The sequence below is a fragment of the Branchiibius hedensis genome (assembly GCF_900108585.1).
In the GTDB taxonomy this organism is placed as follows: domain Bacteria; phylum Actinomycetota; class Actinomycetes; order Actinomycetales; family Dermatophilaceae; genus Branchiibius; species Branchiibius hedensis.
The window spans coordinates 3,332,409-3,356,799 of record NZ_UESZ01000001.1; the positions used below are offsets into that span (position 1 = coordinate 3,332,409).

General features: G+C 67.2%; 23 protein-coding genes and 1 tRNA gene. 11 read left to right on the forward strand and 13 right to left on the reverse strand.

From position 1 onward, the window contains the following. Window positions 1-2: 2 nt before the first annotated feature. Window positions 3-920: a hypothetical protein gene (locus DR843_RS16175; protein WP_170119900.1), complete on the reverse strand. Its 918-nt coding sequence runs from the start codon at window positions 918-920 to the stop codon at window positions 3-5. A gap of 143 nt (window positions 921-1,063) precedes the next feature. Here DR843_RS16175 and DR843_RS16180 point away from each other — a divergent pair, with 143 nt between their 5' ends. The 3 genes from DR843_RS16180 to DR843_RS16190 all read left to right on the forward strand — a co-directional run bounded on the left by DR843_RS16180 (window position 1,064) and on the right by DR843_RS16190 (window position 3,569). Next, window positions 1,064-1,582, forward strand: a complete 519-nt coding sequence (locus DR843_RS16180; protein ID WP_109689086.1) for a peptidylprolyl isomerase — start codon at window positions 1,064-1,066, stop codon at window positions 1,580-1,582. A gap of 83 nt (window positions 1,583-1,665) precedes the next feature. After that, on the forward strand, window positions 1,666-2,562 hold the full coding sequence (locus DR843_RS16185; RefSeq protein ID WP_109687459.1) for a rhomboid family intramembrane serine protease: 897 nt from the start codon (window positions 1,666-1,668) through the stop codon (window positions 2,560-2,562). A 173-nt stretch (window positions 2,563-2,735) separates the two neighbouring features. Then, window positions 2,736-3,569, forward strand: coding sequence for a hypothetical protein (locus tag DR843_RS16190; RefSeq protein ID WP_109687461.1), 834 nt, complete (start codon window positions 2,736-2,738; stop codon window positions 3,567-3,569). Between the two features lie 73 nt (window positions 3,570-3,642). Here the strand turns inward: DR843_RS16190 and DR843_RS16195 are convergent, their stop codons facing one another. Next, window positions 3,643-4,158, reverse strand: coding sequence for a cell division protein CrgA (locus DR843_RS16195; protein ID WP_109687463.1), 516 nt, complete (start codon window positions 4,156-4,158; stop codon window positions 3,643-3,645). Between the two features lie 117 nt (window positions 4,159-4,275). Between DR843_RS16195 and DR843_RS16200 the strand changes: the two genes are divergently transcribed. Continuing rightward, a complete protein-coding gene (locus DR843_RS16200; protein WP_109687465.1) occupies window positions 4,276-5,022 on the forward strand; it encodes a DUF881 domain-containing protein in 747 nt (248 codons plus the stop codon). Between the two features lie 99 nt (window positions 5,023-5,121). Then, window positions 5,122-5,748 (forward strand): aminodeoxychorismate/anthranilate synthase component II, encoded by a 627-nt coding sequence (locus DR843_RS16205; protein WP_109687467.1) that lies wholly within the window; start codon window positions 5,122-5,124, stop codon window positions 5,746-5,748. 20 nt (window positions 5,749-5,768) lie between these two features. Here the strand turns inward: DR843_RS16205 and pknB are convergent, their stop codons facing one another. Genes pknB through DR843_RS16235 form a run of 6 tightly spaced genes read right to left on the reverse strand, consistent with a single transcriptional unit; the run spans window position 5,769 to window position 13,198 of the window. Next, window positions 5,769-7,682, reverse strand: a complete 1,914-nt coding sequence (gene pknB / locus DR843_RS16210; protein ID WP_245934160.1) for a Stk1 family PASTA domain-containing Ser/Thr kinase — start codon at window positions 7,680-7,682, stop codon at window positions 5,769-5,771. A gap of 31 nt (window positions 7,683-7,713) precedes the next feature. Further along, window positions 7,714-9,165 (reverse strand): peptidoglycan D,D-transpeptidase FtsI family protein, encoded by a 1,452-nt coding sequence (locus DR843_RS16215; protein WP_109687469.1) that lies wholly within the window; start codon window positions 9,163-9,165, stop codon window positions 7,714-7,716. Then, window positions 9,162-10,532 carry an FtsW/RodA/SpoVE family cell cycle protein gene (locus DR843_RS16220; RefSeq protein ID WP_109687470.1) on the reverse strand — a complete coding sequence of 457 codons (1,371 nt, stop codon included), beginning with the start codon at window positions 10,530-10,532 and terminating at the stop codon, window positions 9,162-9,164. Before DR843_RS16220 ends, DR843_RS16215 begins: the two co-directional genes overlap by 4 nt. Further along, a complete protein-coding gene (locus DR843_RS16225) occupies window positions 10,532-11,785 on the reverse strand; it encodes a PP2C family protein-serine/threonine phosphatase (protein ID WP_109687472.1) in 1,254 nt (417 codons plus the stop codon). Before DR843_RS16225 ends, DR843_RS16220 begins: the two co-directional genes overlap by 1 nt. Next, entirely contained in the window at window positions 11,782-12,249 is a 468-nt protein-coding gene (locus tag DR843_RS16230) for an FHA domain-containing protein FhaB/FipA (protein WP_109687473.1), read from the reverse strand. The genes DR843_RS16225 and DR843_RS16230 overlap by 4 nt, the downstream gene beginning before the upstream one ends. A 25-nt stretch (window positions 12,250-12,274) precedes the next feature. Continuing rightward, complete coding sequence (locus DR843_RS16235) at window positions 12,275-13,198, reverse strand: FHA domain-containing protein (protein WP_109687475.1); 924 nt, start codon at window positions 13,196-13,198, stop codon at window positions 12,275-12,277. Between the two features lie 179 nt (window positions 13,199-13,377). On the opposite strand from DR843_RS16235, the gene DR843_RS16240 reads away from it, so the two are divergent. Next, window positions 13,378-13,461, forward strand: a tRNA-Leu gene (locus tag DR843_RS16240). A 284-nt stretch (window positions 13,462-13,745) separates the two neighbouring features. Then, a complete protein-coding gene (locus DR843_RS16245) occupies window positions 13,746-14,882 on the forward strand; it encodes an ABC transporter permease (RefSeq protein WP_109687477.1) in 1,137 nt (378 codons plus the stop codon). On the opposite strand, the gene DR843_RS16250 is transcribed toward DR843_RS16245, so the two are convergent. Then, window positions 14,851-15,777, reverse strand: coding sequence for an alpha/beta hydrolase (locus DR843_RS16250; RefSeq protein ID WP_109687479.1), 927 nt, complete (start codon window positions 15,775-15,777; stop codon window positions 14,851-14,853). The two genes, DR843_RS16245 and DR843_RS16250, sit on opposite strands and share 32 nt — an antisense overlap. Before the next feature lie 35 nt (window positions 15,778-15,812). After that, window positions 15,813-16,142, reverse strand: coding sequence for a putative quinol monooxygenase (locus DR843_RS16255; protein ID WP_245934161.1), 330 nt, complete (start codon window positions 16,140-16,142; stop codon window positions 15,813-15,815). Between the two features lie 91 nt (window positions 16,143-16,233). Between DR843_RS16255 and DR843_RS16260 the strand changes: the two genes are divergently transcribed. Further along, window positions 16,234-17,307 carry a hypothetical protein gene (locus DR843_RS16260; protein WP_109687481.1) on the forward strand — a complete coding sequence of 358 codons (1,074 nt, stop codon included), beginning with the start codon at window positions 16,234-16,236 and terminating at the stop codon, window positions 17,305-17,307. 5 nt (window positions 17,308-17,312) lie between these two features. On the opposite strand, the gene DR843_RS16265 is transcribed toward DR843_RS16260, so the two are convergent. Then, window positions 17,313-18,341, reverse strand: a complete 1,029-nt coding sequence (locus DR843_RS16265; RefSeq protein ID WP_109687483.1) for a GNAT family N-acetyltransferase — start codon at window positions 18,339-18,341, stop codon at window positions 17,313-17,315. Window positions 18,342-18,526: 185 nt separating this feature from the next. On the opposite strand from DR843_RS16265, the gene DR843_RS16270 reads away from it, so the two are divergent. Continuing rightward, the gene (locus DR843_RS16270) at window positions 18,527-19,375 is read left to right on the forward strand and encodes a hypothetical protein (RefSeq protein WP_170119901.1); all 849 of its coding nucleotides are present in this window, start codon (window positions 18,527-18,529) and stop codon (window positions 19,373-19,375) included. Window positions 19,376-19,379: 4 nt separating this feature from the next. Continuing rightward, window positions 19,380-20,348: a hypothetical protein gene (locus DR843_RS16275; RefSeq protein WP_146202605.1), complete on the forward strand. Its 969-nt coding sequence runs from the start codon at window positions 19,380-19,382 to the stop codon at window positions 20,346-20,348. A gap of 4 nt (window positions 20,349-20,352) precedes the next feature. On the opposite strand, the gene DR843_RS16280 is transcribed toward DR843_RS16275, so the two are convergent. Beyond that, window positions 20,353-21,876, reverse strand: coding sequence for a long-chain-fatty-acid--CoA ligase (locus DR843_RS16280; RefSeq protein WP_109687489.1), 1,524 nt, complete (start codon window positions 21,874-21,876; stop codon window positions 20,353-20,355). 49 nt (window positions 21,877-21,925) lie between these two features. Between DR843_RS16280 and DR843_RS16285 the strand changes: the two genes are divergently transcribed. Further along, window positions 21,926-23,407, forward strand: coding sequence for an amidase (locus DR843_RS16285; RefSeq protein WP_109687490.1), 1,482 nt, complete (start codon window positions 21,926-21,928; stop codon window positions 23,405-23,407). A gap of 16 nt (window positions 23,408-23,423) precedes the next feature. On the opposite strand, the gene DR843_RS16290 is transcribed toward DR843_RS16285, so the two are convergent. Beyond that, window positions 23,424-24,389 (reverse strand): cutinase family protein, encoded by a 966-nt coding sequence (locus DR843_RS16290; RefSeq protein ID WP_109687492.1) that lies wholly within the window; start codon window positions 24,387-24,389, stop codon window positions 23,424-23,426. Window positions 24,390-24,391: the final 2 nt, after the last annotated feature.

Consider the following 24,391-nt stretch of genomic DNA (forward strand, 5'->3'; position numbering starts at 1 on the left):
GGTCAGTTTCCGCGGCGGGCGCGGCGGGTCTGCGCGTTGCCGTCGATCGCGTTGTCGAGGGAGTTCTCGACGCCCGCGACGGCATCGTCGGCCTTGTCCACAAGGGTGTCGCCGGCATCGGCGGCCCGGCCCTGCAATTTGGCGGTGGTCTCCTCGACCTGCGCCGCGATGTCAGCGGCCGCTTGCTTCGGCTCGCCCTGCTGGGCCTTCTTGCGACGGGCCGCCACGATCAGCGCGCCGGCCGTGGCCAGCCCCGCGACGCCGACGACGATCAGGAACTTGCCGCGCTTCTTCTTCGGCACCGCGACCAGCGTCTGTTTGCTGCTCTGGGCGGCGGCCGCACTCGCGGCGGTCACCGCAGCGAAACCCTTCTCGATGAGGTCACGCACGTCCTGGGCGGACAAGCCCGACGCAGCGTGCACCGCCTGCGCCGTCGCGTCCTTGGCATCGGCGGCCTTGTCCGCGGCGGAGTCCTTGAAGTCCGCCGTCTTCTGCGCGGCCGCTTCCTTCGCGTCCGAGGTCTTCTCGGCAGCGGCCACCTTCAGATCGGCTGCCTTGTCCGCAGCGGACTCCTTGAGGTCAGCGGTCTTCTGCGCTGCGGCGTCCTTCAGGTCGGCCGCCTTGTCGGCCGCCGCCTCCTTGGCCTCCGCGAAGTGGTGGTCCGCGGCGTCCTTCAGGTCATCGGCTTTGTCGGCGGCGGCGTCTTTCAGGTCGTCTGCCTTGTCGGCCAGCGTCTCGCGCGCGTCCTCGGTCTTCTCCGCGATGACCTCTTTGGCGTGCTCGGCGCCCTCGACCAGTTTCTCCTTGGCCTCTTCGAGCACCGGGGCCGCTGCTTCCTTCGCCGTAGCAAACTGCTCGTTCAGCTTCTCGCCCACTTCGTGCACGGCGTCCAGCAGTCCTTCGGTCCTGGTCTTGGCCACGTCATTGCCCCTTTGCGGTTCGGCCGGCCGCCTCGAAGCGACCGGAGTGCTCGGTCCCAGTCTGCCGGTCTTTGCGCCCGACCGGGTGGCTGGGGGCCCAAGACCGTGCGGTGCCGCGGCGCGCGGCGTGCCAGACTGGCGCCATGAAGGCAACGTTGCACACCAACCACGGCGACATCGTCGTCGACCTCTACGAGAACGACGCCCCCAAGACGGTCGAGAACTTCGTCGGCCTGGCCGAGGGCACCAAGGAGTACACCGACGACGCCGGGCGCTCGAACCCGACGAAGTTCTACGACGGTGTGGTCTTCCACCGGATCATCCCCGGCTTCATGATCCAGGGCGGCGACCCGCTGGGTCAGGGCGTCGGCGGCCCCGGCTTCACCTTCGATGACGAGATCTCCCCGGCCCGCGACTTCACCGCCCCGTACATCCTGGCGATGGCTAACGCCGGTAAGCGTGGCGGCAAGGGCACCAACGGCTCGCAGTTCTTCATCACCGTCGCGCCGACCACCTGGTTGCAGGGCAAGCACACGATCTTCGGTGCCGTCGCCGACCAGCCCAGCCGCGACGTCGTGGACGCGATCGCCGCGGTGCCCACCGGGGCCCAGGACCGCCCGGTCGAGCCCGTCGTGATCGAATCCGTGGACATTCAGCGCTGAGCCGACCGCCCAGCCGACCCAAACGACGAGGATCGGGTACGTCGTGGGGTAACCCCACGGCGTACCCGATCGTTTGAGAGAACATGACCGACCAGTCCTCGAGCGCTCCCGCGCTGCCCACCTGCCCGCGACACCCCGATCGGGTCGCGCTGGTGTCCTGCCAGCGTTGCGGCCGGCCGACGTGCCCCGAATGCCAGCGCCCGGCGCCGGTCGGCATCCAGTGCGTTGACTGCGTCAACGAGGGCGCGAAAACAGTGCGTACGGCGGGTGGCATCTTCGGGGGCACCGTCACCCGCGGCAACCCGGTGGTCACCTACACCCTGATCGGCATCTGTGCCGTCGTGTGGTTGATCCAGAAGGCCGTGCCCACCTTCACCAGCGACATCTGGTTCGCGCCGGTGCAGTTCGGTTCGCAGCCGTGGCGGACGATGACGGCCGCCTTCGCGCACTCCGAAGGCTCGATCTTCCACATCGTGTTCAACATGTACGCCCTGTGGATCTGCGGGCAGTACCTCGAACCGCTGCTGGGCCGGGTGCGGTTCGCGGCGCTCTACCTGATCTCAGCGTTCGGCGGCTCGGTCGGCTACATGCTGCTGGCCAGCACGCCGCGCACCCTGCAGGAGGCACCGACCTCCGGCTGGTTCACCCCCACCGTGGGGGCATCGGGAGCGGTCTTCGGGCTCTTCCTGGCCCTCGTGGTCCTGAACCGGCACCTGGGGCGTGACTACAGCCAGATCATCGTGCTCATCGTGATCAACGCGGTCCTGGGTTTTGTCGTGGGTGGTATCGCCTGGCAAGCGCACCTGGGTGGTGCGATCACCGGTGGCGTGTGTGCCGGTATTTACACCGCGCTGAAGAAGCGTCCGCCGGTGCAGTGGGCGGCGCTCGCAGGGGTTGTCGTCGTTCTCATCGCCCTCGCGGTGTGGCGTTACCAGACCGCCGACGTGCCCTCATTCATCCTGCACGCCTACAACTTCTGAACCGACAGGGCGTTATCCCCAGGGTTATCCACAGGCCGTGGATAACTACACGGGTGTAACTTCGAACGCGCGTCCTAGCGTGGAATGGCTGGCGTATTCCGCCGCGGTGGTCTATCTCTTCAAGAGGTACAGCCGGGCAACCCCGCCCACCTGTCTCAACGAAGGAAACCGTCATGCGCCCTCTCCGTCACGTTTCACCCAAGGTCGCGGGCGTCGCCGCGGCCGTCCTGGTCGCCTCGAGTGCGACCGTCGCCGTCGCCGCCGGCGGCGGTACCAGCCCCAATGGCGGCGCCTCCGGCGGTCGCCAGGCGCACGTCGCCGGCGCGCCGACGTTACCAGCGGGATCGCAGCTGCAGTTCGTTGCCGTGACCCCGTGTCGTGTCCTGGACACCCGGACCGCCGGTGGTCGGCTCAACAACTCCCAGCGCAGCTTCAAAGCGGTCGGCAACCTGTCCAGCCAAGGCGGCAAGTCCGCCGGGTGTGGCGTGCCCAGCTATGCCGTGGCGCTGTCGCTGAACCTGGTCGCCATCGGCCAGTCCTCGAGCAGCTACATGTACGCGTGGCCGGCGGGCACAGCGCTGCCGACGGCCTCCGCGATCAACTACCCGAAGACCGGCGCGATCGCCAACGGCATTACGTTGCCGATCACGGCTGGTGGCGGCTGGGCGTTCAACCTGAAGACGCCGGGCAAGGCGCACGCGGTTGCGGATGTGACCGGCTACTACGTCAAACCGCTCTACGCGGTGCTCACACCCACCGGCACCGTCTACGGCGGGTCGTCGGGCGTGGTGTCGAGCACCAGGGTCTCGACGGGGCGTTACCAGATCGAGTTCGACCGCAACGTGCGTAAGTGCTCAGCCGCGACCTCCGATCTGATCTTCGCCAACACCGAGGACGTGTCAGCGGACATGACCTACGCGACAGATCCGACCACGGTCACCATTCAGGTCACCAACAAGGACGGCAACGCCGAGGACACCTATTTCTCGGTGGCCATGAACTGCTGACCGCAGGAGCTGACCAGGTACGACGAGGGGCCGCCGGTGGATGTACCGGCGGCCCCTCGACGTACTCAAGCAGCTATTTCCAGCGGGTGGTCATCGCAAAGCCGGTCATCAACAGCACGAAACCGATCGCCAGGTTCCAGGTGCCGATGCCCGGGACCGGGTATTTGGAGCTGGACAGGTAGAACACGACGAGCCAGAGCAGGCCGAGCACCATCAGACCGAGCATGGTCGGAACCCACCAGGACGGGTTCAGACCACTGGCGACCTTCGCCGGTTTGGGTTCCCGCCGACTGCGTTTGGTGGGCTGCTCGGTGTCCTCGGCGGCGGAGTCCTTGGTCTTGGTGACGGCCGCTGCCTTGTCCTTGGCCTTGGCGGCGCCGTCCTTGCCCGCTTTGTCCTTGGTCGCTTTGTCAGCCGGCTGCTTCGTGCCGGATGTGCGGTCGGTGGCGGCGTCCTTCGACTCGGCGGGGCTGCCGTCGGTGTCCGCGTCGGCAGCATCTTCTCGGGCGGCTGCGGCGTTGGCCGCGTCCTTGGCCTGCCTGGTGAACTCGTCGTCGACGTCCTCGACCCCGTTGTCGGCCCTGCTCACATCTACTCCCGGTTGCGGCCAGTCGGCCCGCGGTTGCCTGCGGTGCGAGCGGCGGGCGCTCGCGCGGTTTACCGTAGAGCCTAGGCGACGACGCACGGGTAGGCGGGGGGCGATGGTATGAAACGGCTGGCAACACGCGGCCGCTGGTCCTACGCCGTGCCCGCGATCGCGATCCTGGCCGGGGTGCTCTTCGGGGTCAGCGCCGCCACCTCGGGCGGTCAGGACTTGCGCCCCGAGACGCGCAGCCTGGTCGACGTGGTGCAGTCCGGGAACGACCGGGTGGCCGCGCAGCAGCGCACGGTGGCGAAGCTGCAAGCGGAAGTGAATGCGCTGAACAGCCAGTCCGACTCGAGCGGGCTGCGCAGTCTGCAGGCGCAGGTCGACCAGAAAGCGCGCAGCGCCGGCTTCACCGGGGTCACCGGCACGGTCGTCAGTGTCACGCTCAACGACTCCAAACTCGACCCGAGCCAACTGCCCGAGGGCGCCAACAACGACTGGTTGCTGGTCCACCAACAGGATGTGCAGGGGGTCGTCAACGCGCTCTGGAAGGGCGGCGCGACCGCCATGATGCTGATGGACCAGCGGGTCATCAGCACCTCCGCCGTCCGCTGCGTCGGCAACACGCTGCTGCTGCAGGGCCGGGTCTACTCCCCACCCTTCACGATCACCGCGATGGGCGATCCGGCGCAGCTCAAAGCGGCCCTGGAGAACGACCCCTCGGTGGCCGGCTACCGGCAGTACGTCGACATGATCGGCCTGGGCTACGACGTACAGACCAAGAAGAACGTGACCTTCCCGGCGTACGGCGGTGGGTTGAGTCTGCAGTACGCGAAGGTGCCCGCCGGGTCCGTGGGCGCACAGTAGCGTTGTGAATCAGAAACAGATCGAGTGTGGATGCGGCCAACGGCGCGGGTCAGGAGCGGAGCGAGTGGCACGCAACTGTGGACGCGCCACAATAGAGCGGTGACCCGCATCCTGGTCGTGGACAACTACGACAGCTTCGTTTTCACCATCGTCGGCTACCTGCAGCAGCTCGGCGCCGAGACTGACGTCGTGCGCAACGACGCGGTCACGCCCCAGGAGGGCGCGGCGTACGACGGAGTGTTGGTCTCCCCCGGTCCGGGCACGCCCGAGGAGGCCGGCGTGTCGATGGCCATGATCGAGGCGTGTGCACAGCGGGCACAACCGATGCTCGGCGTGTGTCTGGGCCACCAGGCGCTCGGGGTGGTGTACGGCGCGACCGTGTCGCGAGCCCCCGAGTTGTTGCACGGTAAGACTTCCCAGGTGATCCACGACGGCCGCGGTGTGCTGGAGGGCCTGCCGTCACCGTTCACCGCCACCCGCTACCACTCGCTGGCGATCGAGTCCGACACGGTCACCGACGACTTGGTCGTCACCGCCCGCACCGACAGCGGCGTCATCATGGCCGTGCAGCACCCCAGCCTGCCGCTGCACGGGGTGCAGTTCCACCCCGAGTCAGTGCTGACCCAGGGTGGCCACCGGTTGCTGGCCAATTGGCTCGCGATCTGCGGTGCCACCGACGCCGTGCAACGCTCCGCGGGTCTGGTGCCCTTGGTGCACACCGCCTGACCGGTCGCGACCCGCAGTCCTCAGGGCTGCGCCGGTGTGGTTGTGGTGGTGGGCGGCTCAGACGTCGTGGTCGTGGTCGGGGTCGGCGAGGTGGGCTCGCTGGACGACGTCGGAGGACTGGTCGGTGTGGTCGGCGGGGAGGTCGGGCTCACCGTGATCGTCGTGTTCGGCGGCGTGTAGGTACCGACGTAGACGTCGATGCTGGAATTCACGGACACCTTCTCGCCCGCGTCCTGCACTTTGCGCACCAGGCCGACCTGACTCTGACTACCTACCGGCGTCAGCTTGAGGTTCATGAACAGATGCGCCTTGAGCAGCGCCGCGCTCGCCTCGGAGGCCGTCATGTTGACCAGGTTCTGCGGCACGGTGACCTGGCCGCTGGACAGGTTCAGGTAGACGGTCTGGGTCGCCGGAATGGTCGTCCCCGCGGCAGGACTGGTCGTGGCCACCAGACCCTGCGCCCACTGGGTGTCGTCCACCTGTTGGTCGCCCTGTTTGACGTTCTGGAATCCAGCGGCCGACAGCGCCGCCGTGGCGTCGGCGTAGCTCATCCCCGCCAGGTTGGCCGGGATGACCTTGTTGCCGGGCCCGGCTGAAACCGTGATGGTCACGACCGAACCGACGTTGGCTTCGGTGCCACTGGGTGGGTCCTGGTCGATCACCGTGCCCTTGGCGGCGTTGTCCGCCTCGTTCCGCACGCTGACCTGGAAGCCCTTGGCGGTCAGAGCGGTTTCCGCCGCGGCTTGGGTCATGCCGCTCAAGGGAGGTACGACGGCCGTCTTGTCGCGGGACTGCTGGTTGATCAACAATCCGACGCCGACGATGGCGACCAGGGCCGCGAGCGCCGCAATGGCCCACAACCACATGCGTCGTTTGCGCGGCGGTGCGGTCTGCAGATCCTTGGTGTGATCACGACGGTCGACACTGTCGGGTCGTTCCGTGACCGGGCGGGTCACCCCGGCTTCGCGCAACGTGTGTTGGGCTGCCGCGCTGATCGGTCGCCCGGCGCGGGCGTTCTGCAGATCGGCGCGGAAGTCTTCGGCGCTCTGGTAGCGGGCGTCCCGGCCTTTCTCCAGCGAGTGCAGGGTCACGGCATCCATCGCGGCCGGCACGCTGTGCTCGTAGACGCTCGGCGGCTGGGGTTTGTCGGTGATGTGCTGGTAGACCAGCGACACCGGTTCGCCGACGAACGGGGTACGGCCGGTGAGCAGTTCGTAGAGAACGCAGCCGGCCGAGTACAGGTCTGAGCGGGCGTCCACCGACTCGCCCTGCGCCTGCTCGGGCGACAGGTAGCGCGCCGTACCGACCACGGCCTGCGCCCCGGTCATGGTCGCGCCGGAATCGGCGATCGCCCGGGCGATACCGAAGTCCATCACCTTCACGCTGCCGCCCCGGGTGAGCATGACGTTGCCCGGCTTGATGTCGCGGTGCACGATGCCCTTCTCGTGCGAGTACTCCAGCGCGGACAGGATGCCCATCGTGATTCGGGCCGCCTCATCGGGACTCAGGTGTCCCTCTTCGTTCAGGACTTCCCGCAGCGTCCGGCCATCGACGTACTCCATGACGATGTAGGGGATCTGAACCCGGGCGCCGCCGGATTCGATGAAGATGTCTTCACCGGAGTCGTAGACGGAGACGATCGCATGGTGGTTGAGCCCGGCGGCTGAGTGCGCCTCGCGGCGGAACCGGGTCAGGAACGCGTTGTCGCGGGCCAGATCGGTGCGCAACACCTTGATCGCGACGGTGCGACCGAGCCGGTTGTCATGGCCCAGGTGCACCTCGGCCATGCCACCACGGCCGATGAGTTCGCCGACCTCGTAGCGGCCGCCGAGAATGCGTGGCGTGTTGTCGCCGACCGGGATCTGGTCCTGTGCCGGCGGCGGATCGGCGACCGTGTGATCCCCGTCGTCGATCGGCGGATTCTGGTCGCTCACCGGACTACCTCCATTGCTGCGTCCCCCGGGTTCATTGCTGCAGCACCGCTTCCATGACCTTCTTGGCGATCGGCGCCGCGACGGTGCCGCCGAGGGCTTCCTGGCCGGCGGTGCCGCCGTCTTCGACCAGCACCGCGACGGCCACCGTCGGATTGTCCGCCGGCGCGAAGCCGACGAACCACACGTCGGCGTTGCGGTTCGCGGCGGTCTCGGCGGTGCCGGTCTTGCCCGCGACCTTCACCCCATCGATTCGCGCCTTGGTGCCGGTGCCTTCGTCGACGACGCTGACCATCATCGTGGTGAGGTCATTCGCGACCTGTGGCGTGACCGCGGTCGAGAACAGCTTCGGGTCGGCGCTTTGGATGATGTTGAGATTGGCGTCGCGCACCGTCTGCCCGAGGTACGGCGTCATCACCTTGCCGTCGTTGGCGATGCCCGCGGCCACCATCGCCATCTGTAGCGGGGTCGCCCGCACATCGAACTGACCGATCGCCGACATGGCCGTCTGGGCCTTGTCCATCCCGGTCGGGTAAACGCTGGGGGTGACGCTCATCGGGACGGTGACCGGTTGGCTGAAGCCGAACTTGCTGGCCTGGTTGCGCAGGGCGTCCTCGCCCAGGTCGATACCCAGCGACCCGAACGCCGTGTTGCAGCTGATCGTCAGTGCATGTTGCAAGGTCGTCTTGTCGTTCGCGCCGCACGCCTGGCCGTTGTCGTTGGGCAGCGAGATGGACGTACCGGGCAACGGCAGCCGGGCGGCACCGTTCAGCTCGGATTGGGTGGTGTACTTCCCGCTGCTGAGGGCGGCGGCGGAGGTGATCAGTTTGAACGTGGATCCCGGCGGGTAGAGCTCATTGATCGACCGGTTCAGCATCGGATTGGACTGCTCCGTCGTGAGCTGCTGCCACGTCTTCATCACCGACGAAAGGTCGTGCGAGGCAAGGGAGTTGGGGTTGTACGACGGGGAGCTGTACATCGCCAGGATCGCACCGGAGCGGGGGTCGAGGGCGACGACCGCGCCGCGCTGGCTGCCCATCGCGTCGGCAGCGACCTGCTGTGCCTTGGGATTGATGGTCAGCTCGACGCTGGCACCCTTCTGGCTCTGACCGGTGACCATGTCGACGATCCGCCGGTAGAAGAGTTTGTCCGAGCTGCCCGAGAGCAGGTCGTTGTAGGAGTTCTCGATCCCGCTGGTGCCGTAGACGATCGAGTAGTAGCCGGTGACGCTGGCGTACAGCTTGCCTTGCGGGTAGGTGCGCAGGTACTTGTAGTCGTCGTCGACCGGCACGGACTGGGCCACCGCTTTGCCGTCGACCAGGATCGCACCGCGCTGCTTGCCGTAGGTCGCCAGCAGGGTGCGCCGGTTGCCGGGGCGTTCGTTGAGGCTCTGCGCCTGCACGAACTGGATCGTGGTGGCGGCCACCAGCAGCGCGCAGAACATCGCGGCGAGAACCAGGCCGAGGCGGCGGATCGGTGCGTTCATCGGGCCGGCACCGCCTGCGTGGGCTCATCGCCCAGTGCGATCGGGCGTGCGGCGATGTCCGGTCGACGGGCACCGTCGCTGATCCGCAGGAGCAGGGCGATGATCAACCAGTTGGCCAGCAGCGAAGAGCCACCCGCGGACAGGAACGGTGTCGTCAGACCGGTCAACGGGATCACCCGCATCACCCCACCCAGCACGGTGAAGCACTGGAAGCCGACGATCGCGGCGAAGCCGGTGGCCAGCAGTTTGCCGAAGGAGTCCCGGCTGGCGACGCCGGCGCGCAGTGCTCGCTCGACGATGATCACGTAGCAGGTGAGCAGCGCCGCGACGCCGACCAGACCCAACTCCTCCCCGAAGGAGGCCATGATGAAGTCGGAGTTGGCGAAGTAGGTGATCTCCGGGTGCCCCTGACCCAGACCGGTCCCGAACAGTCCACCGGCCGCCATCCCCATCAGGCCCTTGGCCAACTGGTCGGACATGCCCGGGGTGAACGGGTCCAGCCACAGATCCACCCGGACCCGGAAGTGCGCGAACAGCAGATATGCGACGTAACAACCGGCCCCGAAGAGGACCATGCCGATCGCGATCCAGCTGACCCGTTCGGTGGCCACGTAGAGCATGGCGACGAAGACCCCGAAGAGCATCAGCGAGGTGCCCAGGTCGGATTCGAAGACCAGCACCACCAGGCTGGCGAGCCAGGCCACGATGATCGGGCCCAGGTCGCGCGCTCGCGGCAACGGGAACCCCAGCACCCGGCGGCCCACCAGGGACAACGCGTCCCGGGTCTGCACCAGATACGCCGCGAAGAAGATGACCAGACAGATCTTGGCCAGCTCGCCGGGCTGGAAGGTGAAGCCGCCCAGGCCGATCCAGATGCGAGCGCCGTTGACGTTGCGGCCGATGACCGGCAGCAACGGCAACAGCAGCAGGATCAGCCCGGCGAGGGCGAAGGTGTACTTGTAGCGCTGCAGGCGGCGGTGATCGCGCAGGAAGATCACCAACAGCGCGGCACACACGATGGACAGCGCACTCCACATCAACTGGCGCAGCGCCGCGCCCTCGCCGATCGACAACCCCTTCGCCAGATCGATCCGGTGGATCATGACCACACCCAGCCCGTTGAGGAGGGTGACGATCGGCAGCAGGACCGGATCGGCGTACGGTGCCCGCCACCTCAGGACCAGGTGGAACACCAGGGTCAGCGCGGCAAACCCGACCCCAAGGGTGACCAGATCGGCCGGCACTGTGCCGTCGATGGCCAGCCCCACGTTGGTGTAGCACAGCAGCACGATCGCGATCGCGAAGATCAGCAGGAGCAGTTCGGTGTTGCGCCGGGTGCGCGGCGCGGCGGCGGTGACGATACTCATCAGCTGCACCCCAGTGGGTTGGACTGACACGCCGCCTGCTGGACCCGCAAGTTGGTGACGATCTGCTGGGCGTCCTCGGAGGAGGAAGCGTAGATGGTGTCGTTGACCTGCTGGCGGAACGCGCTGGGCAGATCGGTCAGCGCGATGTCCGTGCGCTCCTTGACCGAATGGAGCCGGATCGGCCCGATGTCTTGCGAAACCCCTTGGAAGATGGCGACATTGCCGTCTGCGGAACCGACGTAGTACTGCTGTTGGGTCCAGGCGTACCCGAAGTACGTGGCCAGCCCGAGGACCGCGGCGACCACAGCAGCAACAACACTCCAGCGCAGCCAACGGGGCCGACGCGACTGCTCGGCCAACTCCAACTCGTCGGTGGCTTCCTGCTCCGGCAACGGATCGGACAGCGACCGTCGCAGGGCAGCGGCCTTCTCCGCGGGGGTGCGGGGTTCGGGCGAGGACGGATCACCGACGGTGCGGGTCGCGGCGGCACCGACCACCGTGGGGTCCTGGGTGGCCGAGTCGTCATCACCTTCGACGACATCGGCGACGACCACCGTCACGTTGTCCCGGGTGGAGGCGCGTAAGGCGATCTCGATGAGTCGGTCCGCGGCCTCCTCGACGGTGTCGGCGGTGCGGACGATCTCCTCGATCGTGCTCCCGGCGACGTAGTCCGACAGGCCGTCGGAGCACAGCAGGTAGCGGTCCCCGACTTTGGCCTCGCGCAGCGACAGATCGGGCTCGTCGTCGGGTCGACCGGTGAGGACCCGGGTGACCAGCGAACGCTGCGGATGGTGGACGGCCTGGTCCGCGGTGATCCGACCCTCGTCCAGCAGCGACTGGACGAACGAATGGTCCTTGGTGATCTGGGTGAAGGTGCCATCGCGCAACAGATAGGCGCGGCTGTCACCGATGTTGGCCAGGGCCAACATGTCCCCGGACCGCACGAGCGCGATCAACGTGGTGCCCATGCCGTCCAGGTCGGCGTTGGCGGTCATGTAGTCGGTCAGCCGGGCGTTGGCGCCGGCCACGGAATCACCGAGGTCGCGCAGGACGTCATCGGCGCCGTGCGAGTCGTCGTCCAACTCCAGCAGGTGCGCGACCACGGTGGAACTGGCCACGTCACCGGCCGCGTGACCGCCCATACCGTCGGCCAGGATCAGCAGGTCCGGGCTGGCGTAGGCGGAGTCCTCGTTGCGCGCCTTGGAGCCCAGGCCCAGATCGGACCGCGCGGCGTACCGCAGAGCGATGCTCATCGCACCTCGAGGACGGTCTGCCCGATCCGGATCTCGCTGCCCTGCTTCAACGCGGCGTGCTCGCTGATCCGGCGGTCCTCGACGAAGGTGCCGTTCGTGGAGCCCAGGTCATCGGCGTACCACTGCAGGCCGTCGCGGTAGATGCGGGTGTGCCGCCCGCTGGCGAAGTCGTCGCTCAGGACCAGGCTGCACTCGGGGTTGCGACCGATCAGGATCGGTGTGTCGCCCAGGGGGATGCGGCTGCCGCGCATCGAACCGTCGGTCACCATCAGATGGGTCGGGCCGCTGGCGCGCTTGCGGCGCTGCGCCCGCTCGCGAGGTACGGCGCTCGCGGCCGTCGCGCCGCGCGTCACCACCCGGGTGCCGTAGAGGTCGTTGCGCAGCACGAGGGCGATCGCGATGACGAACGCCCAGATGGCGATCAACACGCCGAACCGGATCAGCGTGATGGTCAGTTCGCTCATGCAGCACCTCTGGGGGGTTGCCCGCTCACCGGCGGGACCCGTCGCCGTACGTCATGCTGGTGCGCCCGATGGTGATCCGGTCACCGTTCCGCAACCGCGCGGAGGTGATCTGGTCGCCGTTGACGTAGGTGCCGTTGGTGGAGCCGAGGTCGCGCACGGAGGCGACCTTGTGCGGGCCGTCGTTGGTCACCCGGATCTCACTGTGCCGCCGGGAGACGCCCGGGTCGGAGATGATGATGTCGGCTTCCTCGTCACGGCCAAGGACGGTGATCGCACCGGCCAGTTCGTAGCGTTCGCCCTGGATGACCAGGTACGGGCGGGCCTGGAACTGGCGGGGAGCCGCGGCGTACGGGTCGCGCTCGTCGACCTCGTCCTGCCAGGTGTTCGCGTTGAAGTCGGGCTCGTCGTACTGCGGGGCGTTGAACGGTGACTGGTCCTCGACCCGTTCGTCGAACGTCTCGACCGGCGGTTGCTGCCACTGGGCGTACGCCGCGCCCAGACCCGCCGGCCGGACGTTGAACGGCTCGTCGGAGGCAGCCTCGGCGCTCGCGGGTGCTTCGTTCATCGCCGCGGGGTCCTTGGCGATGGAGGGCCGCAACCGGAAGACGCCGGTCTCCAGGGTGTCGTCCAACTCGAAGGTGACCGCCCACGGTCCGCGCGCGGCGTACCGCTGGGTGTCGGCGTGCTCGGCGGTGGCCGCGATCAGCTGGTCGGCCAGGCCCTTCTCGTCCTTGGTGAGCTCCGCGTGGTCCTCGGTGGACAGGTAGACGGTGAAGACGTTGGGCACCACCGGCTGCTCACCCCGCTTGGTGCGCGAGGCGGTGTCGTCCATTGCGCCGCGGATGGCGCTGGCGATCTCGACCGGTTGCACTGTGGAGCGGAACGCCCGGGCGAAGGCAGAGTTCACGCTCTTGTCGAGGCGCCTTTCCAGCTTCTCGAACACACCCATGTCTGGCCTCCCGGTCGGTGCCGCGCGCGTTGTGCGTGACGGCTGCCCTGGGCGTTGGCGCAGGGCACGATCATGGTAACTGCGCTAGGTGTGGCGATCGGCGAGCCGCGCTGGACCCGAGCTGGGCGCCACTCAGTTTGGTGAATCGGCCGATGAACAGGCACACTAGACCGGCACTCGCGCGAGTGGCGGAATAGGCAGACGCGCACGGTTCAGGTCCGTGTGCCCGAAAGGGCGTGGGGGTTCAACTCCCCCCTCGCGCACAGATCAGCAGACCCCGGTCCTCATGGGCCGGGGTCTTGTTGTTGGTCCCGTCTTCGGCCCGCGGATCTGGGAGCGATCGAGACGTTTGCTGCCGCCGATGTCTCCTGGATCCCGGATCTCTCCTAGAACCTGACCACTGCGCTTCCCGGTACGCCGATCGCGGGCTGGCCGTGTGAGTAGACGCACGCCGGTTCGGCTGGCGAGCCCTCCTACTACAGATGTAGTGTCGAAATGATGTAGGGGTGCCCTTGCGCCCGAACAACTCTTGGCCGTAGGAAGTTTCATGCCCCGCGAACCCAAACACGCTGCTCCGACGTTTGCCGAAGAGCTGCGCGATTCCATCGATGCCCGCACCGTCGTGCTGATGATCGGCGTCCTGCTCCTTCAGGTCGCGTTCATCTGGTCCTACGTCGGGGCGTTCCACGAGCCGAAGCCGAAGGATGTGCCGGTTGCGGTGGTCGCGCCCACCCAGCAGGTCGGCGAGCAGACCGTGGCCAAGCTCAACGGCATCGACGGCTCGCCGGTTAAGGCGCATGTCGTCGCCAGTGAGGCGGCCGCTCGGCAGCAGATCAAGGACGTCGAGGTGAGCGCGGCCTTCGTGATCAACCCCTCGGGCACGCAGGACACCCTGCTCGTGGCCAGCGGAGGCGGCACGTCGGTTGTCACCAGCATGGAAACGCTGTTCACCCAGGCGACCGCGACACAGCAGCGCACGATCAAGTCCGTGGACGTCGTACCTCTGCAATCGGGTGACGGGCGCGGTCTGACCGGGTTCTACCTGGCGATCGGCTGGATGGTCGGCGGTTACCTGGTGGCCTCACTGCTGGGTGTCGCCAAGGGCACCCGGGCGCACAACCTGACCCGCGCCTCCGCCCGAGTGCTGGGTCTACTGCCCTACGCCTTCCTGTCCGGTCTCGGCGGCGCCCTGGTCGTCGACCAGGGGTTGGGGGCCATCACCGGCCACTTCTGGGCGTTGGTCGGGATCGGGACGTTGGTGTCGTACGCCGCGAGCAGCGTGACCATCGCCTTCCAATCCTTCCTGGGGGTGCTGGGGATCGGACTTGCCGTGCTGCTCTTCGTGGTGCTGGGTAACCCCAGCGCGGGCGGCGCCTACCAGACCGATGTGCTGCCGACCTTCTGGCGGGTCATCGGCGATTGGCTGCCGAACGGGTCAGCGACAGAGGCGATCCGACGGGTCGTCTACTTCGACGGGGCAGGTGTGTGGCCGTTCCTGGTGACGATCCTGGTGTGGGCACTCGCCGGAATCATCCTCACCTTCCTGGGCACCAAACTGCTGGCCGATGAAGAGCACCTGAGCGTGTTGTTGCCAGAGGCCGAGGAAGAACTGGACGAGTTGCGGCGCGCCGCAGAGCACGCCCCGGACGCGACTACTGCGGAAGGTGCTGCTCCAACCAGCTGAGGACACCCTCGGTGACCTCGTCGCGGTTGGTCTCGTTGAGCAGTTCGTGGCGGGCGCCGGGGTAGAGGATCACCGTGACGTCAGTGACGCCGAGCTTCTCGTACTGCGCGCCGACGGCCTCGACGCCCTTGCCGTTGTCGCCAACCGGGTCTTTGTCGCCCGCGATCAGCAGGATCGGCAGGTCGCGGCGCACCGTGGCGACGTGCTCCTCGGAGTTGATCCGGTCCAACCCGGAGAGCAGGTCGGCGTAGAAGCCGGAACTGAACACCTTGCCGCAGTGCGGATCCGCGATGTAGGCGTCGACCTCGGCCTCGTCGCGCGACAACCAGTCGAAGTCGGTGCGGTTGGGCTTGAACGCCTTGTTGTACTCGCCGAAGACCAGTTTGTTCATCAGCGGACTCGGTGTGCGCTTGCCGCGGACCTTGGACTCCAGGGTGGCGACGACCTTGCCGGCCTTGCCGAGAAGGCCGGGGTCACCTGCCGTGCCCGAGACGATCAGCGCGGAGATGTCGTCGCTGTGCTTGGTCGCGAAGTGTCGGGCCAGCATCGAGCCCATGCTGTGCCCGAAGAGCACCCTGGGGAGGCCGGGGAACTCGTCGCTGGCCTTGTCGAAGACCGTCACGAAGTCCTCGGCGACCGTGTCGAAGCCGTCGCCGTCCGCGAGGTACCCCACCCCGGTCGTCTCGGAGGTGACGCCGTGACCACGGTGATCCTCGGCGTACACCGCGTAGCCATGGTCTGTGAGGGCCTGGGCGAAGCGTTCGTAACGGCCGGCGTGCTCGGCCATCCCGTGCGCGATCTGCACGATCGCGGTCGGCTCGCCGTCGGGCAGCCAGCGGTAGACGTGGAGCTGGGTGCCGTCGCCGGCGGTCAGGGTGAGCGTGTCGGAGCGCATGCTCAAAACCTACGCTGTCCCCGCCGGGCGCGGGGTCAGTCCTCGACGGGCACCAGTGGGTGGATCGCGACGTCGCCGGCCAGCGCGCCATCGGCCGCCGCGAACGCCTCAGCCAGATGGGGTGAACGCATGTGCTCATCGAGCGCGGCCTGATCACGCCACCGTTCCACGGTCACAAACGTGTTGGGCGCGGCGGCCGACTCGAAGAGGTCGTAGGACACGCAACCCTCCTCCTGCCGGGTCTGCTCGACCAGCGCGCTGAGCGCGGCGCGAATCGCGTCGGCAGCCTCGGGCTTGGCGGGAATGGTGGCAACGACCTGCAGATCCGACACGGTGCTCTCCTCGCTGAGATGGACTGCGATCACGCTACTCACCGCGCGGGGTTCAAGGCCGCCACTTTGGGCGGTATCCAGCCGGTTGCGGGAGAAGATGAGGTCACGAAGGGGGTGTGGCCGGATGTGGCTGTTGTTCGTCGCGTGGACGCTGTTGGTGGTCGCCTTGACCTGGTGGCTGACCCGTCACTTCGACGTACGCCGATCGCCTGGTCAGCAGCCCAGCGGCGGCGATGTGTTCGCTGAGGCCCGTGACGTGTTGAGCACGGCGGTCGACGGCACCGACACGGATTTGCCGGCTCGGGTGGGGCGGCGCCAGTCCTTCCTGGGTATCCAGCAGCAGGCAGAGACCCAGGCGGCGGCCGCGGCGATCGTGCAGGGCCATCGCGCGCTGCGGGAGATCCCGGGCTATCTGCGGCGGACCGCGGACGAGGACGGCGTGACGCCGGAGCAACGCTTCGCGGGGATCGTGCAAGCGGCGCAGAACGTGCTGCGAGAAGCCGAAGCGGCCAGCTTCGTCAGTGACACAACCACCTTGCGAGCCTTAGAGCAGTACGCGAAGTCGCAATGGTCGCAACAGGATCCGTTGGATCTCGATCCGCAGCAGTCGATGGAGAGGGTGAGCGTTCTCGCCGACGTGGACCCACCCGGCCCGCTCGTCGTGACGGGCTACCGACACTCGGAGCTGCTCGCGGCGCAGCGCGAGTTGACGCGTAGCGGCCGTCCGCGGGACGCCGCGCAACTGCAGGAGTGGGTCGCGAGCACCACCCGCAGCGAGCAGGAGGCCGTCGTCGACCGGGCGCAGGAGGTGGTCACGGCGTGCCGGCAACAACACTTGTCGTGGGGCGACGGTCGGGTGCAGGAAGCGATGTTCCGGCTACGGGAAGCGCTGCTCGAAGCCTCCAGCCAGCAACGCAACCAGGACGCGAATCTGGCCGACTACCAGGCAGATTGGCTCGGCGAAGTGATCCTGACCCTCGGCCGGACCGGCTCCGGTGACATCGCTGCTGGATTGAGCCGGTCCAGGGAGTGGCTCACCGCCGTGCAGGCGGCAAGCCTCGCGCACGACGCCCAGCGCCTCGATCGAATCTGTCGGCAACCTGCGCAGTACCCGCCGGGCACCCGGCAGAAGGAGACCGCCGAACTCGTGGCGACGGTCGAGCGCATGCGGGAGGAGACCCGCCGCGCCCGCCGATGACGGGTTCAGTGCAGGTCGAGCTCCAGATGCCAGGACTGGGTGCGGTAGCTGGTCACCCAACCCATCGAGGTGTAGAGGCCGTCGGCTCCGGTCGGTGAGTCCGCATCCACCTCCAGGCCGACGCGATTGCCACCGCGCTTGGCAGTTTCTGAAATGACTTTGTTGAGAAGGGATTTGGCGACCCCACGGCCACGGGCCCGGCGATGCACACCGATGTAATCGACGTACGTACCTTCGAATCCGTCCGCGTCCTCGGGCAGCACGGTGGTGACGACGGCCCCCGCCGGCAACTCCTCACCGTCGACCTCGACGGTCGCCAACCACCAATGGTCCCAACGGTGTCCGGGATCCTCACGCAACCGCATGATGAACTCCGGGAAGCTCTCGCGGTAGGAGCTGAAGTGGTCCTGGAAGGACTCCTCGAGCACCTGGTGCACCGTCTGCAGGTCTTCGGCGACGGGCAGGCCGTCGGGGTGCTGGCGGACCAACCGGACCGTGACGCCCTCGCGCGCGGGAGGTACGCCGGTCGCGTCCTGGGCAGTCACCGGGCGGCTCATCTGCAACCAGGTCCGCACCTTCTCGAAGCCGTAGTCGGTGAGCCACTGTTGCTGACGGGCGTCGGTCTCGTAGGCACCCGAGTCCAGCAGGGTGCTGTGCAACTGCCGGGCCCGGGCGATGTCACGGGCCAGGCGCTCAGCACAGCCGAAGAGAGCGCGCGCGATCGCCGCAGCGTCGGTCTGGGGGACGTCCGGGCTGACGGTGACGTCGACCATGCTGCGCCCGGCGGCCCGGTCGTGCACCGAGAGCCACGCCACCAGCGTGCTGTCGTCGAAGACCAGGGCTTGTCGGCGGGTCCACGAGCCGTAGCCGACCAGATTCGTCTCGACCATGTCGGGGTCCACGCTGGCCGAGCCGTGGGCGGCAAGCTGGTGGGCCCGCAGAAGCGCGGTGACGGCAGGGACGTCTTCGACCGTGGGCCGCCGCGCGTCGTACCGCGGGTCGAGACCGTCGATGGTCAGCGCTTCGCCCGGCATGGTTCCACGGTATCGGCTTACCTCTGAGACCCGTCCTGCATACGATGTGAGTCGGACAAGGGGGCAGCATGAGGCGTGGACCGGTTGACGACAATGTCGTGTGGCCCACACGCAGTTTCCTCGGCCGCAAGTTGGATGGCGCGGTGGTCGAATTCGCTGCGCGGGAGATAGGGCCCGACGTCGAGGTGACCGTGCGCCAGGAGCGCGGCCCTAGACAACGCTATTGGCTCTATCGGTATGACCACAGCCCGGCAGTGACGCGCGGCGACTTCTATGCGTTCGGCAGCAAATACATCATTTTCGGATCGTTAGGAATGGCAGCGATATCGCTCTTTGCGACCATTCCGATGCCTGACGACAATGGCGTAGAACAGCCTCCGGTCATACCGGAAGCCCTCGGGCCACCGTTCGTCCTGCTGTTTCTCCTCGTGGCGCTCGCGTTCACCCGGCTCTACTTCTGGTCCGGATCGGCGACCCGTTACCAACGGTGTTCTCACTCGGCGACCCTGCCCGAGACGCTTGCTCTTGCCGACGATCCACGCGACACAGCGTGGGCAACTCAGGCTGTCAACGCGCTGCGGGACGGCAACTTCTGCGCCGGCAGTACTCTGCTGCACCACATGATGGTCGATCCGCCGTCGGCGGTGGCTGCCGGCGATCCAGTGGGGGCGATCGTTGAGCTGGTGTCAGCCGCTGCTGCAGCCTCGCGCGAGCACGATAGGAGCGATGACGCGAGTGAGCTGCGAGTCCTTATCGACGTTGTGCCGGGCTTGCCGGTGCTGGAGCAGGAGACGGTGCGGCAGGCTGCACAGACTGTCGTGGACAGTTACCGGCTGCTCGACGAGATTCCGCCTGATCGCCGCGCAGTAGCTCCGGTGGGTGGGTCGGCTCCGAGTGAGGATGCGCATAACGCGGTAGATGCTGCGATGCGGGCCGTCGATGACATCGTGGACCGCCACACCGATGCGGGGGTGACCGGGCTGAAGGAGTTGCGCAGCTACAGCAGGCGCTGGGACGAGTCCAGTCTTGGGTGAGAGCTTGTCCAGCAAGCGCTTCGACGAGCGGATCGACCGGTTATCCGAGCCCGGCCGCGATCCGGAGCCGAGCCGGGCGCTGTCCGGCCGGTGGCGATCCGGTGACGTCACCCGTTTCGATGCGGTGGTGGTCGAGCGCGGGGTCGAACTAACGATTCAGCAAGAGGAAGGGCCGGTGCACCGGTTCGTGGTGTGTCCCGACGTACGCCGCGCACCGGCCGTCGCGGGGTGGCTTCAGAATGGCGCGCTGGATTACGTGGGGATGGCGGGAACAGTCATTGCCGTGGGCAGTTTCCGCCTTACATTGGGCGACAGCCCGAAGCCGCCGCTCGCCGTCTCACTGGTGTTCCTTGCGGTCGTTGCCGCGCTGGCGGGAGCAGCGTTCTATGTTTCGCACTGGATCCGTGACAATCCCCGGTTCCAGGTCTGCCCTGACGTCGCATACCTCCCGGGTGCGGTTGCGGCACTCGGAAGTCCGCGAGATGCGGCATGGGCGAAGCAGGCACTTTTCGCGCTGCGGGATGGCGAATTCTGCCGTGCCAGCCGCGACCTCCATCGGGAGATGGATCGCTTGCGTGCGAGCGGCCGAAGCGTTGGGGCGACCGTCGAGCAGGTGGAGCGGCTGCTGCGGGCCGCGTGTGATGCGTTGTCCACGCACGGAAGACCTATCGACGCTGCGGATCTGGCTTCGTTCACCGCTGCGATTGCCAACTTGTCGGTGTTGGATCAGGAAACCGCACGCCAGGCTGCGCAGACGATTTTGGACAGTTACCGGTTGCTGGACGGGATTCCAGCGGATCGCCGTGACGTCAGACCCGAGAGTTCGTTGACGACTCCTTCGCAAGACGCCGAAGCCGCTGTCGATGCTGGACTGCGTGGTATCGGCAGCCTGCTCAGGTCGGAGACGGTCTCTGGCATCGCTGAATTGCAGGCGCTGCGCCGCTACAGCCAGCGCTGGGATCAGACTCCGTAGCTGGTCAGATTTGCTGGCGCAGAGTCGTTTTGAGGATCTTCCCGCTCGCGTTGCGGGGCAGCGCCTCCAGGACCACCAACTCTTTCGGCCGCTTGTAGGACGCCAGCCGGTCGCCGAGGAAGTCGGTCAGCTCCTCAATGGTCAGTTCGGAATCCGGGCGCAGCGACACGTTGGCCACTGGCACCTCACCCCACTGCGGATCGGGTCGGCCGATGACCGCCACCTCGAGCACCGCCGGGTGGTCGGCGATCGCGTTCTCCACCTCGGCGCAGTAGATGTTCTCGCCGCCGGAGATGATCATGTCCTTCTTGCGATCGACCACCCAGACGAAGCCCTCGTCGTCCTGCTTCACCAGGTCACCGGAGTGAAACCAACCACCGGAGAAGGCCGCTGCCGTTTCTGCCGGCTTGTTCCAGTAGCCCTGCATCACCTGCGGCCCGCGGTAGACGATTTCGCCGACCGTGCCCACCGGGACGTCCTGCATCGCCTCGTCCACGACCCGGTACTGGATGGTCGGGATCGGGCGACCCACCGAGCCCAGCTTCCGCAACGACTCTTCGCCACGCAGGACACAGGTGATCGGTGAGGTCTCGGTCTGCTCGAAGACGGCCACGATCAGACCGTCGAACGTCGCTCCCATCTGTCGCAACAACGCGTCCGACGCGGGGGCCGCGCCCCAGGTCAGTACCCGCAACTTCAGCAACCGCGGCCGGGCCTCCTGCTCCGCGCACAACAGCTGCCACTGTTGCGGCACGTTGAAAACCACTGTGGCGCCTTCACGTTCGTAGGCATCCAAGACCGCCGCCGGGTCGAACGCACCAAGTGGATGGATGACCGTGGGTACGCCGAGCAGCAGGTTGGGTGCCAACGATCCGAGCCCCGCGATGTGGAAGAACGGTGCGGTCATGAAGCCGATGTCCGACTCGTCGAACGTCTCCATCGCCCGGATACAGGTCATCGACTGCACCGCCAGATTGGCGTGCGACAGCATCGCGCCCTTGGGCCGCCCGGTGGTGCCCGAGGTGTACATCAACAAGGCGGTCGCCGACTCCGGCACGTCGCCGTGCTCGATCGGCTCACCCAGCAGATCGTCGTACGCGCACCGGTCACCGGCCGAGGACCCCACGTCGACCACGGTCAGCTCGCCGGCCTGCGAAAGGGCCGGTAGCAGAGGCGAATCTGCGAACACGACCTTCGCCCCGCTGTCCTGCAGCACGTAGGCGACCTCGGGCGGGGTGAGACGGAAGTTCAGCGGCACCGCGATCGCACCCAGATGGTTCGCGGCCAGGACGATCTCGACGAACTGCGGGTGATTCAGACACAGCAAGGCCACCCGGTCGCCCGCCTCGACCCCCAAACCCCGCAGACCACCGGCGAGCCGGCGCGATCGCTCGTCGAGGGCCGCCCAGCTGGTGTCGGCACCCAGGTAGCGCAGCGCCGTACCGTCCGGTTGCATCTGGGCGTGCCGTCCCACGTGACTCATCCAGTGATTGCGGAACGTCCAGGCGGATGCGGTGTCGAGCGTCATGTGCACAGTATGTGGCTCACATCACACGCTGACCACGTACTCTTCCCAGGTGGAACTCAGCGAATACTCGACGTACGACGCCACGAGCCTGGCCGCGAAGGTCGCCGACGGCGAGGCGAGCGCCGCCGACCTGCTGGCTCTGGCCCAGCAACGGGCCGACCAGGTCAATCCGAAACTGAACGCCATCGTGCGGCGAATGGATGCGATCGCTGAGCGACGGGTGACCGAACCGCTCACCGGTCCGTTTGCCGGAGTTCCGTTCTTGATCAAGGACTTGCTGCAGGAGTACGGCGGTCTGCCGACCAGTCACGGCACCGCCGCACTGCGCAACGCCAAGGCCACGGAGCACTCGAGCGTGGTGCAGAAGTTCCTCGACGCAGGCGTGGTCATCTTCGGCAAGACCAACACGCCGGAGTTGGGCTCGAAGGGCATCACGGAGCCGACGTTGTGGGGACCGTGCCGCAACCCGTGGGATCTGGAGCGTACCTCCGGTGGTTCGTCCGGCGGCTCCGCCTCGGCGGTCGCCGCCGGGATCGTGCCCGTGGCAGGTGCTAACGACGGCGGCGGCTCGATCCGGATCCCCGCAGCGTGCTGCGGCTTGGTGGGCTTGAAGACCAGTCGCGGGCTGACGCCGTTCGGTCCGGTCGAGGGTGATCCGCTCCTCGGCTGGGTGACCCAGGGCGTCGTCTCCCGAACCGTCCGCGACACAGCGGGTTTCCTGGATGCGATCATCGGGCCGAACAAGTACGAGGGCACCCAGATCGTCCAGCCCGCAGTGCCGTTCAGCGTCGCGATCCAGACCCCGCCGACCGGTTTGCGCATCGGCTACTCCACCAAGTCGGCCATCAATCCTTCGCCGGACGCTGACGCGATCCAGGCCGTCGAGGAAGCTGCGCAGGTGCTCACCGAGCTCGGCCACCAGGTCGAGGAGGTCGAGCCGCCGTACGACGATGCGCAACTGTCACGGGACTTCCTGACCATCTGGTTCGCCCAGCTCTACGGCCAGGTGACCCGGATCAAGGAGATCTTCGGAGCCAAGGACGCCGACTTCGAACCGGACACCCTGGCGGTCGCTGAGCTAGGGCGTGCGACCGGCATCGGGCCGGTGTTCATGGCGCTGGAGCGGATCCACGAGTTCACCCGGTCGCTGGTGGACTACCAGGACACCTACGACCTGTTGTTGACGCCCACCTTGGCCAAGGTCCCCCTGAAGGTCGGTGAAACCGAGACGCCGCACGCGTTGCAGGTGGGTTCGCGGGTCATCGCGCGGGCACGAGCCGGAAAGCTGTTGGCGCTCAGCGGAATTGCCGACGACCTCGTCGAGCAAGCGCTCGGCTGGGTGCCGTACACCCAGCTGGCCAACATGACCGGTCGGCCGGCGATCAACGTGCCGCTGCACTGGACCGCCGACGGGGTGCCGCTCGGCGTGCAGTTCGTCGGACGGCTCGGTGAGGACGCCGGGTTGCTCGCCCTGGCAGCCCAGTTGGAGCAGGCAGCACCGTGGGTCAGTCGCTATCCCGCGCCTGTCTAAAGCGGTCTGAAGCGGTCTAGAGTTGCACCCCGTTGCGCTCCGACCAGGCGATGAACTCGTGGATCAGGGCGTCTCCGGGTAATCCGAAGCGGGACAGACCCTCCGCCCAATCCAACCGGTTCACCAGATAGTTCAGCGGCCACTGCAGGAGACCGGCAACGTCCACGCCGCCGGGTTGGGTGAGTTCGCGGGGTGTCGGCAGATCCCCGGCGGGTCCGCCGTAGGTCAGCGGCCCTGTCGCGGGGACATAGTGGTCACCGGGTTGGGCATCGCGCCACGGGTCCATCGCGTAGTAGTGCGCGCCATTCAGGTAGCCGTCCACCTCCGCCCGGAACGCCGCTGGATTGGTCAGCGGGTTCGCAGCGTTGCAGATGACGTCGTTCTGGTTGCAGACCTCCGAAACCCGCAGTTCGCCGAAGTCGCGTGGCGCAGAGGCGGTGATCCCGGGCACGGTGGCCATCACCGTCAGGTAGCCACCGGCCCATCCTTCGATTCCATTGCGGGACAATGGTCTTCGTGGGTCTCCGTAGAGCACGGCGTTCAACTGTTGGCGTGGCACATCATCGGAGTGTGCGAAGTGCTCCGCGGCGTCGCCCGCGATCAACGCACCGAAGGAATAGCCGAGCAACGTGATGTGAGCAGCCGGGCAGGCGGCGTGGAAGGATCGCACCCGTTGCACCACGACGGGTACGGCATGATCCACGGTCCAGTCGAGCGTGTGCGGCTGGATGATGCCGACGATCGCGTCGTCGTACCGGATCAACTCGACCCGCCAACCCGCGCGGGCGGGGAGCTGACCGTACGACGAGCCCGTGGTCGCGGCCCGATAGCCGTCAGTGAGGAAAACAACGTTGCTGCAGGTGGATTCGACGCTGGGCTGCACCGTTGATAGGGCGGCGAGCTCGGCGGAGCCAGGTGGTGGATAGCTTGGACTGACCGTGAAGAAGGCCAGCGCCAATGCCGCAGTCAGCAGGCGGTGCATCC

Bases quoted from the DNA above. Each gene is read 5' to 3' on its own strand.
- DR843_RS16265 (WP_109687483.1), bottom strand. From the start codon at position 18,341: ATGCCGGGCGAAGCGCTGACCATCGACGGTCTCGACCCGCGGTACGAC.
- DR843_RS16225 (WP_109687472.1), bottom strand. From the start codon at position 11,785: ATGAGCATCGCTCTGCGGTACGCCGCGCGGTCCGATCTGGGCCTGGGC.
- DR843_RS16280 (WP_109687489.1), bottom strand. From the start codon at position 21,876: ATGACGCTCGACACCGCATCCGCCTGGACGTTCCGCAATCACTGGATG.
- DR843_RS16220 (WP_109687470.1), bottom strand. From the start codon at position 10,532: ATGAGTATCGTCACCGCCGCCGCGCCGCGCACCCGGCGCAACACCGAA.
- DR843_RS16250 (WP_109687479.1), bottom strand. From the start codon at position 15,777: ATGCGCTCCGACACGCTCACCCTGACCGCCGGCGACGGCACCCAGCTC.
- DR843_RS16200 (WP_109687465.1), top strand. From the start codon at position 4,276: ATGAAACGGCTGGCAACACGCGGCCGCTGGTCCTACGCCGTGCCCGCG.
- DR843_RS16230 (WP_109687473.1), bottom strand. From the start codon at position 12,249: ATGAGCGAACTGACCATCACGCTGATCCGGTTCGGCGTGTTGATCGCC.
- DR843_RS16290 (WP_109687492.1), bottom strand. From the start codon at position 24,389: ATGCACCGCCTGCTGACTGCGGCATTGGCGCTGGCCTTCTTCACGGTC.
- DR843_RS16235 (WP_109687475.1), bottom strand. From the start codon at position 13,198: ATGGGTGTGTTCGAGAAGCTGGAAAGGCGCCTCGACAAGAGCGTGAAC.
- DR843_RS16260 (WP_109687481.1), top strand. From the start codon at position 16,234: ATGTGGCTGTTGTTCGTCGCGTGGACGCTGTTGGTGGTCGCCTTGACC.
- DR843_RS16180 (WP_109689086.1), top strand. From the start codon at position 1,064: ATGAAGGCAACGTTGCACACCAACCACGGCGACATCGTCGTCGACCTC.
- DR843_RS16245 (WP_109687477.1), top strand. From the start codon at position 13,746: ATGCCCCGCGAACCCAAACACGCTGCTCCGACGTTTGCCGAAGAGCTG.
- DR843_RS16190 (WP_109687461.1), top strand. From the start codon at position 2,736: ATGCGCCCTCTCCGTCACGTTTCACCCAAGGTCGCGGGCGTCGCCGCG.
- DR843_RS16215 (WP_109687469.1), bottom strand. From the start codon at position 9,165: ATGAACGCACCGATCCGCCGCCTCGGCCTGGTTCTCGCCGCGATGTTC.
- DR843_RS16185 (WP_109687459.1), top strand. From the start codon at position 1,666: ATGACCGACCAGTCCTCGAGCGCTCCCGCGCTGCCCACCTGCCCGCGA.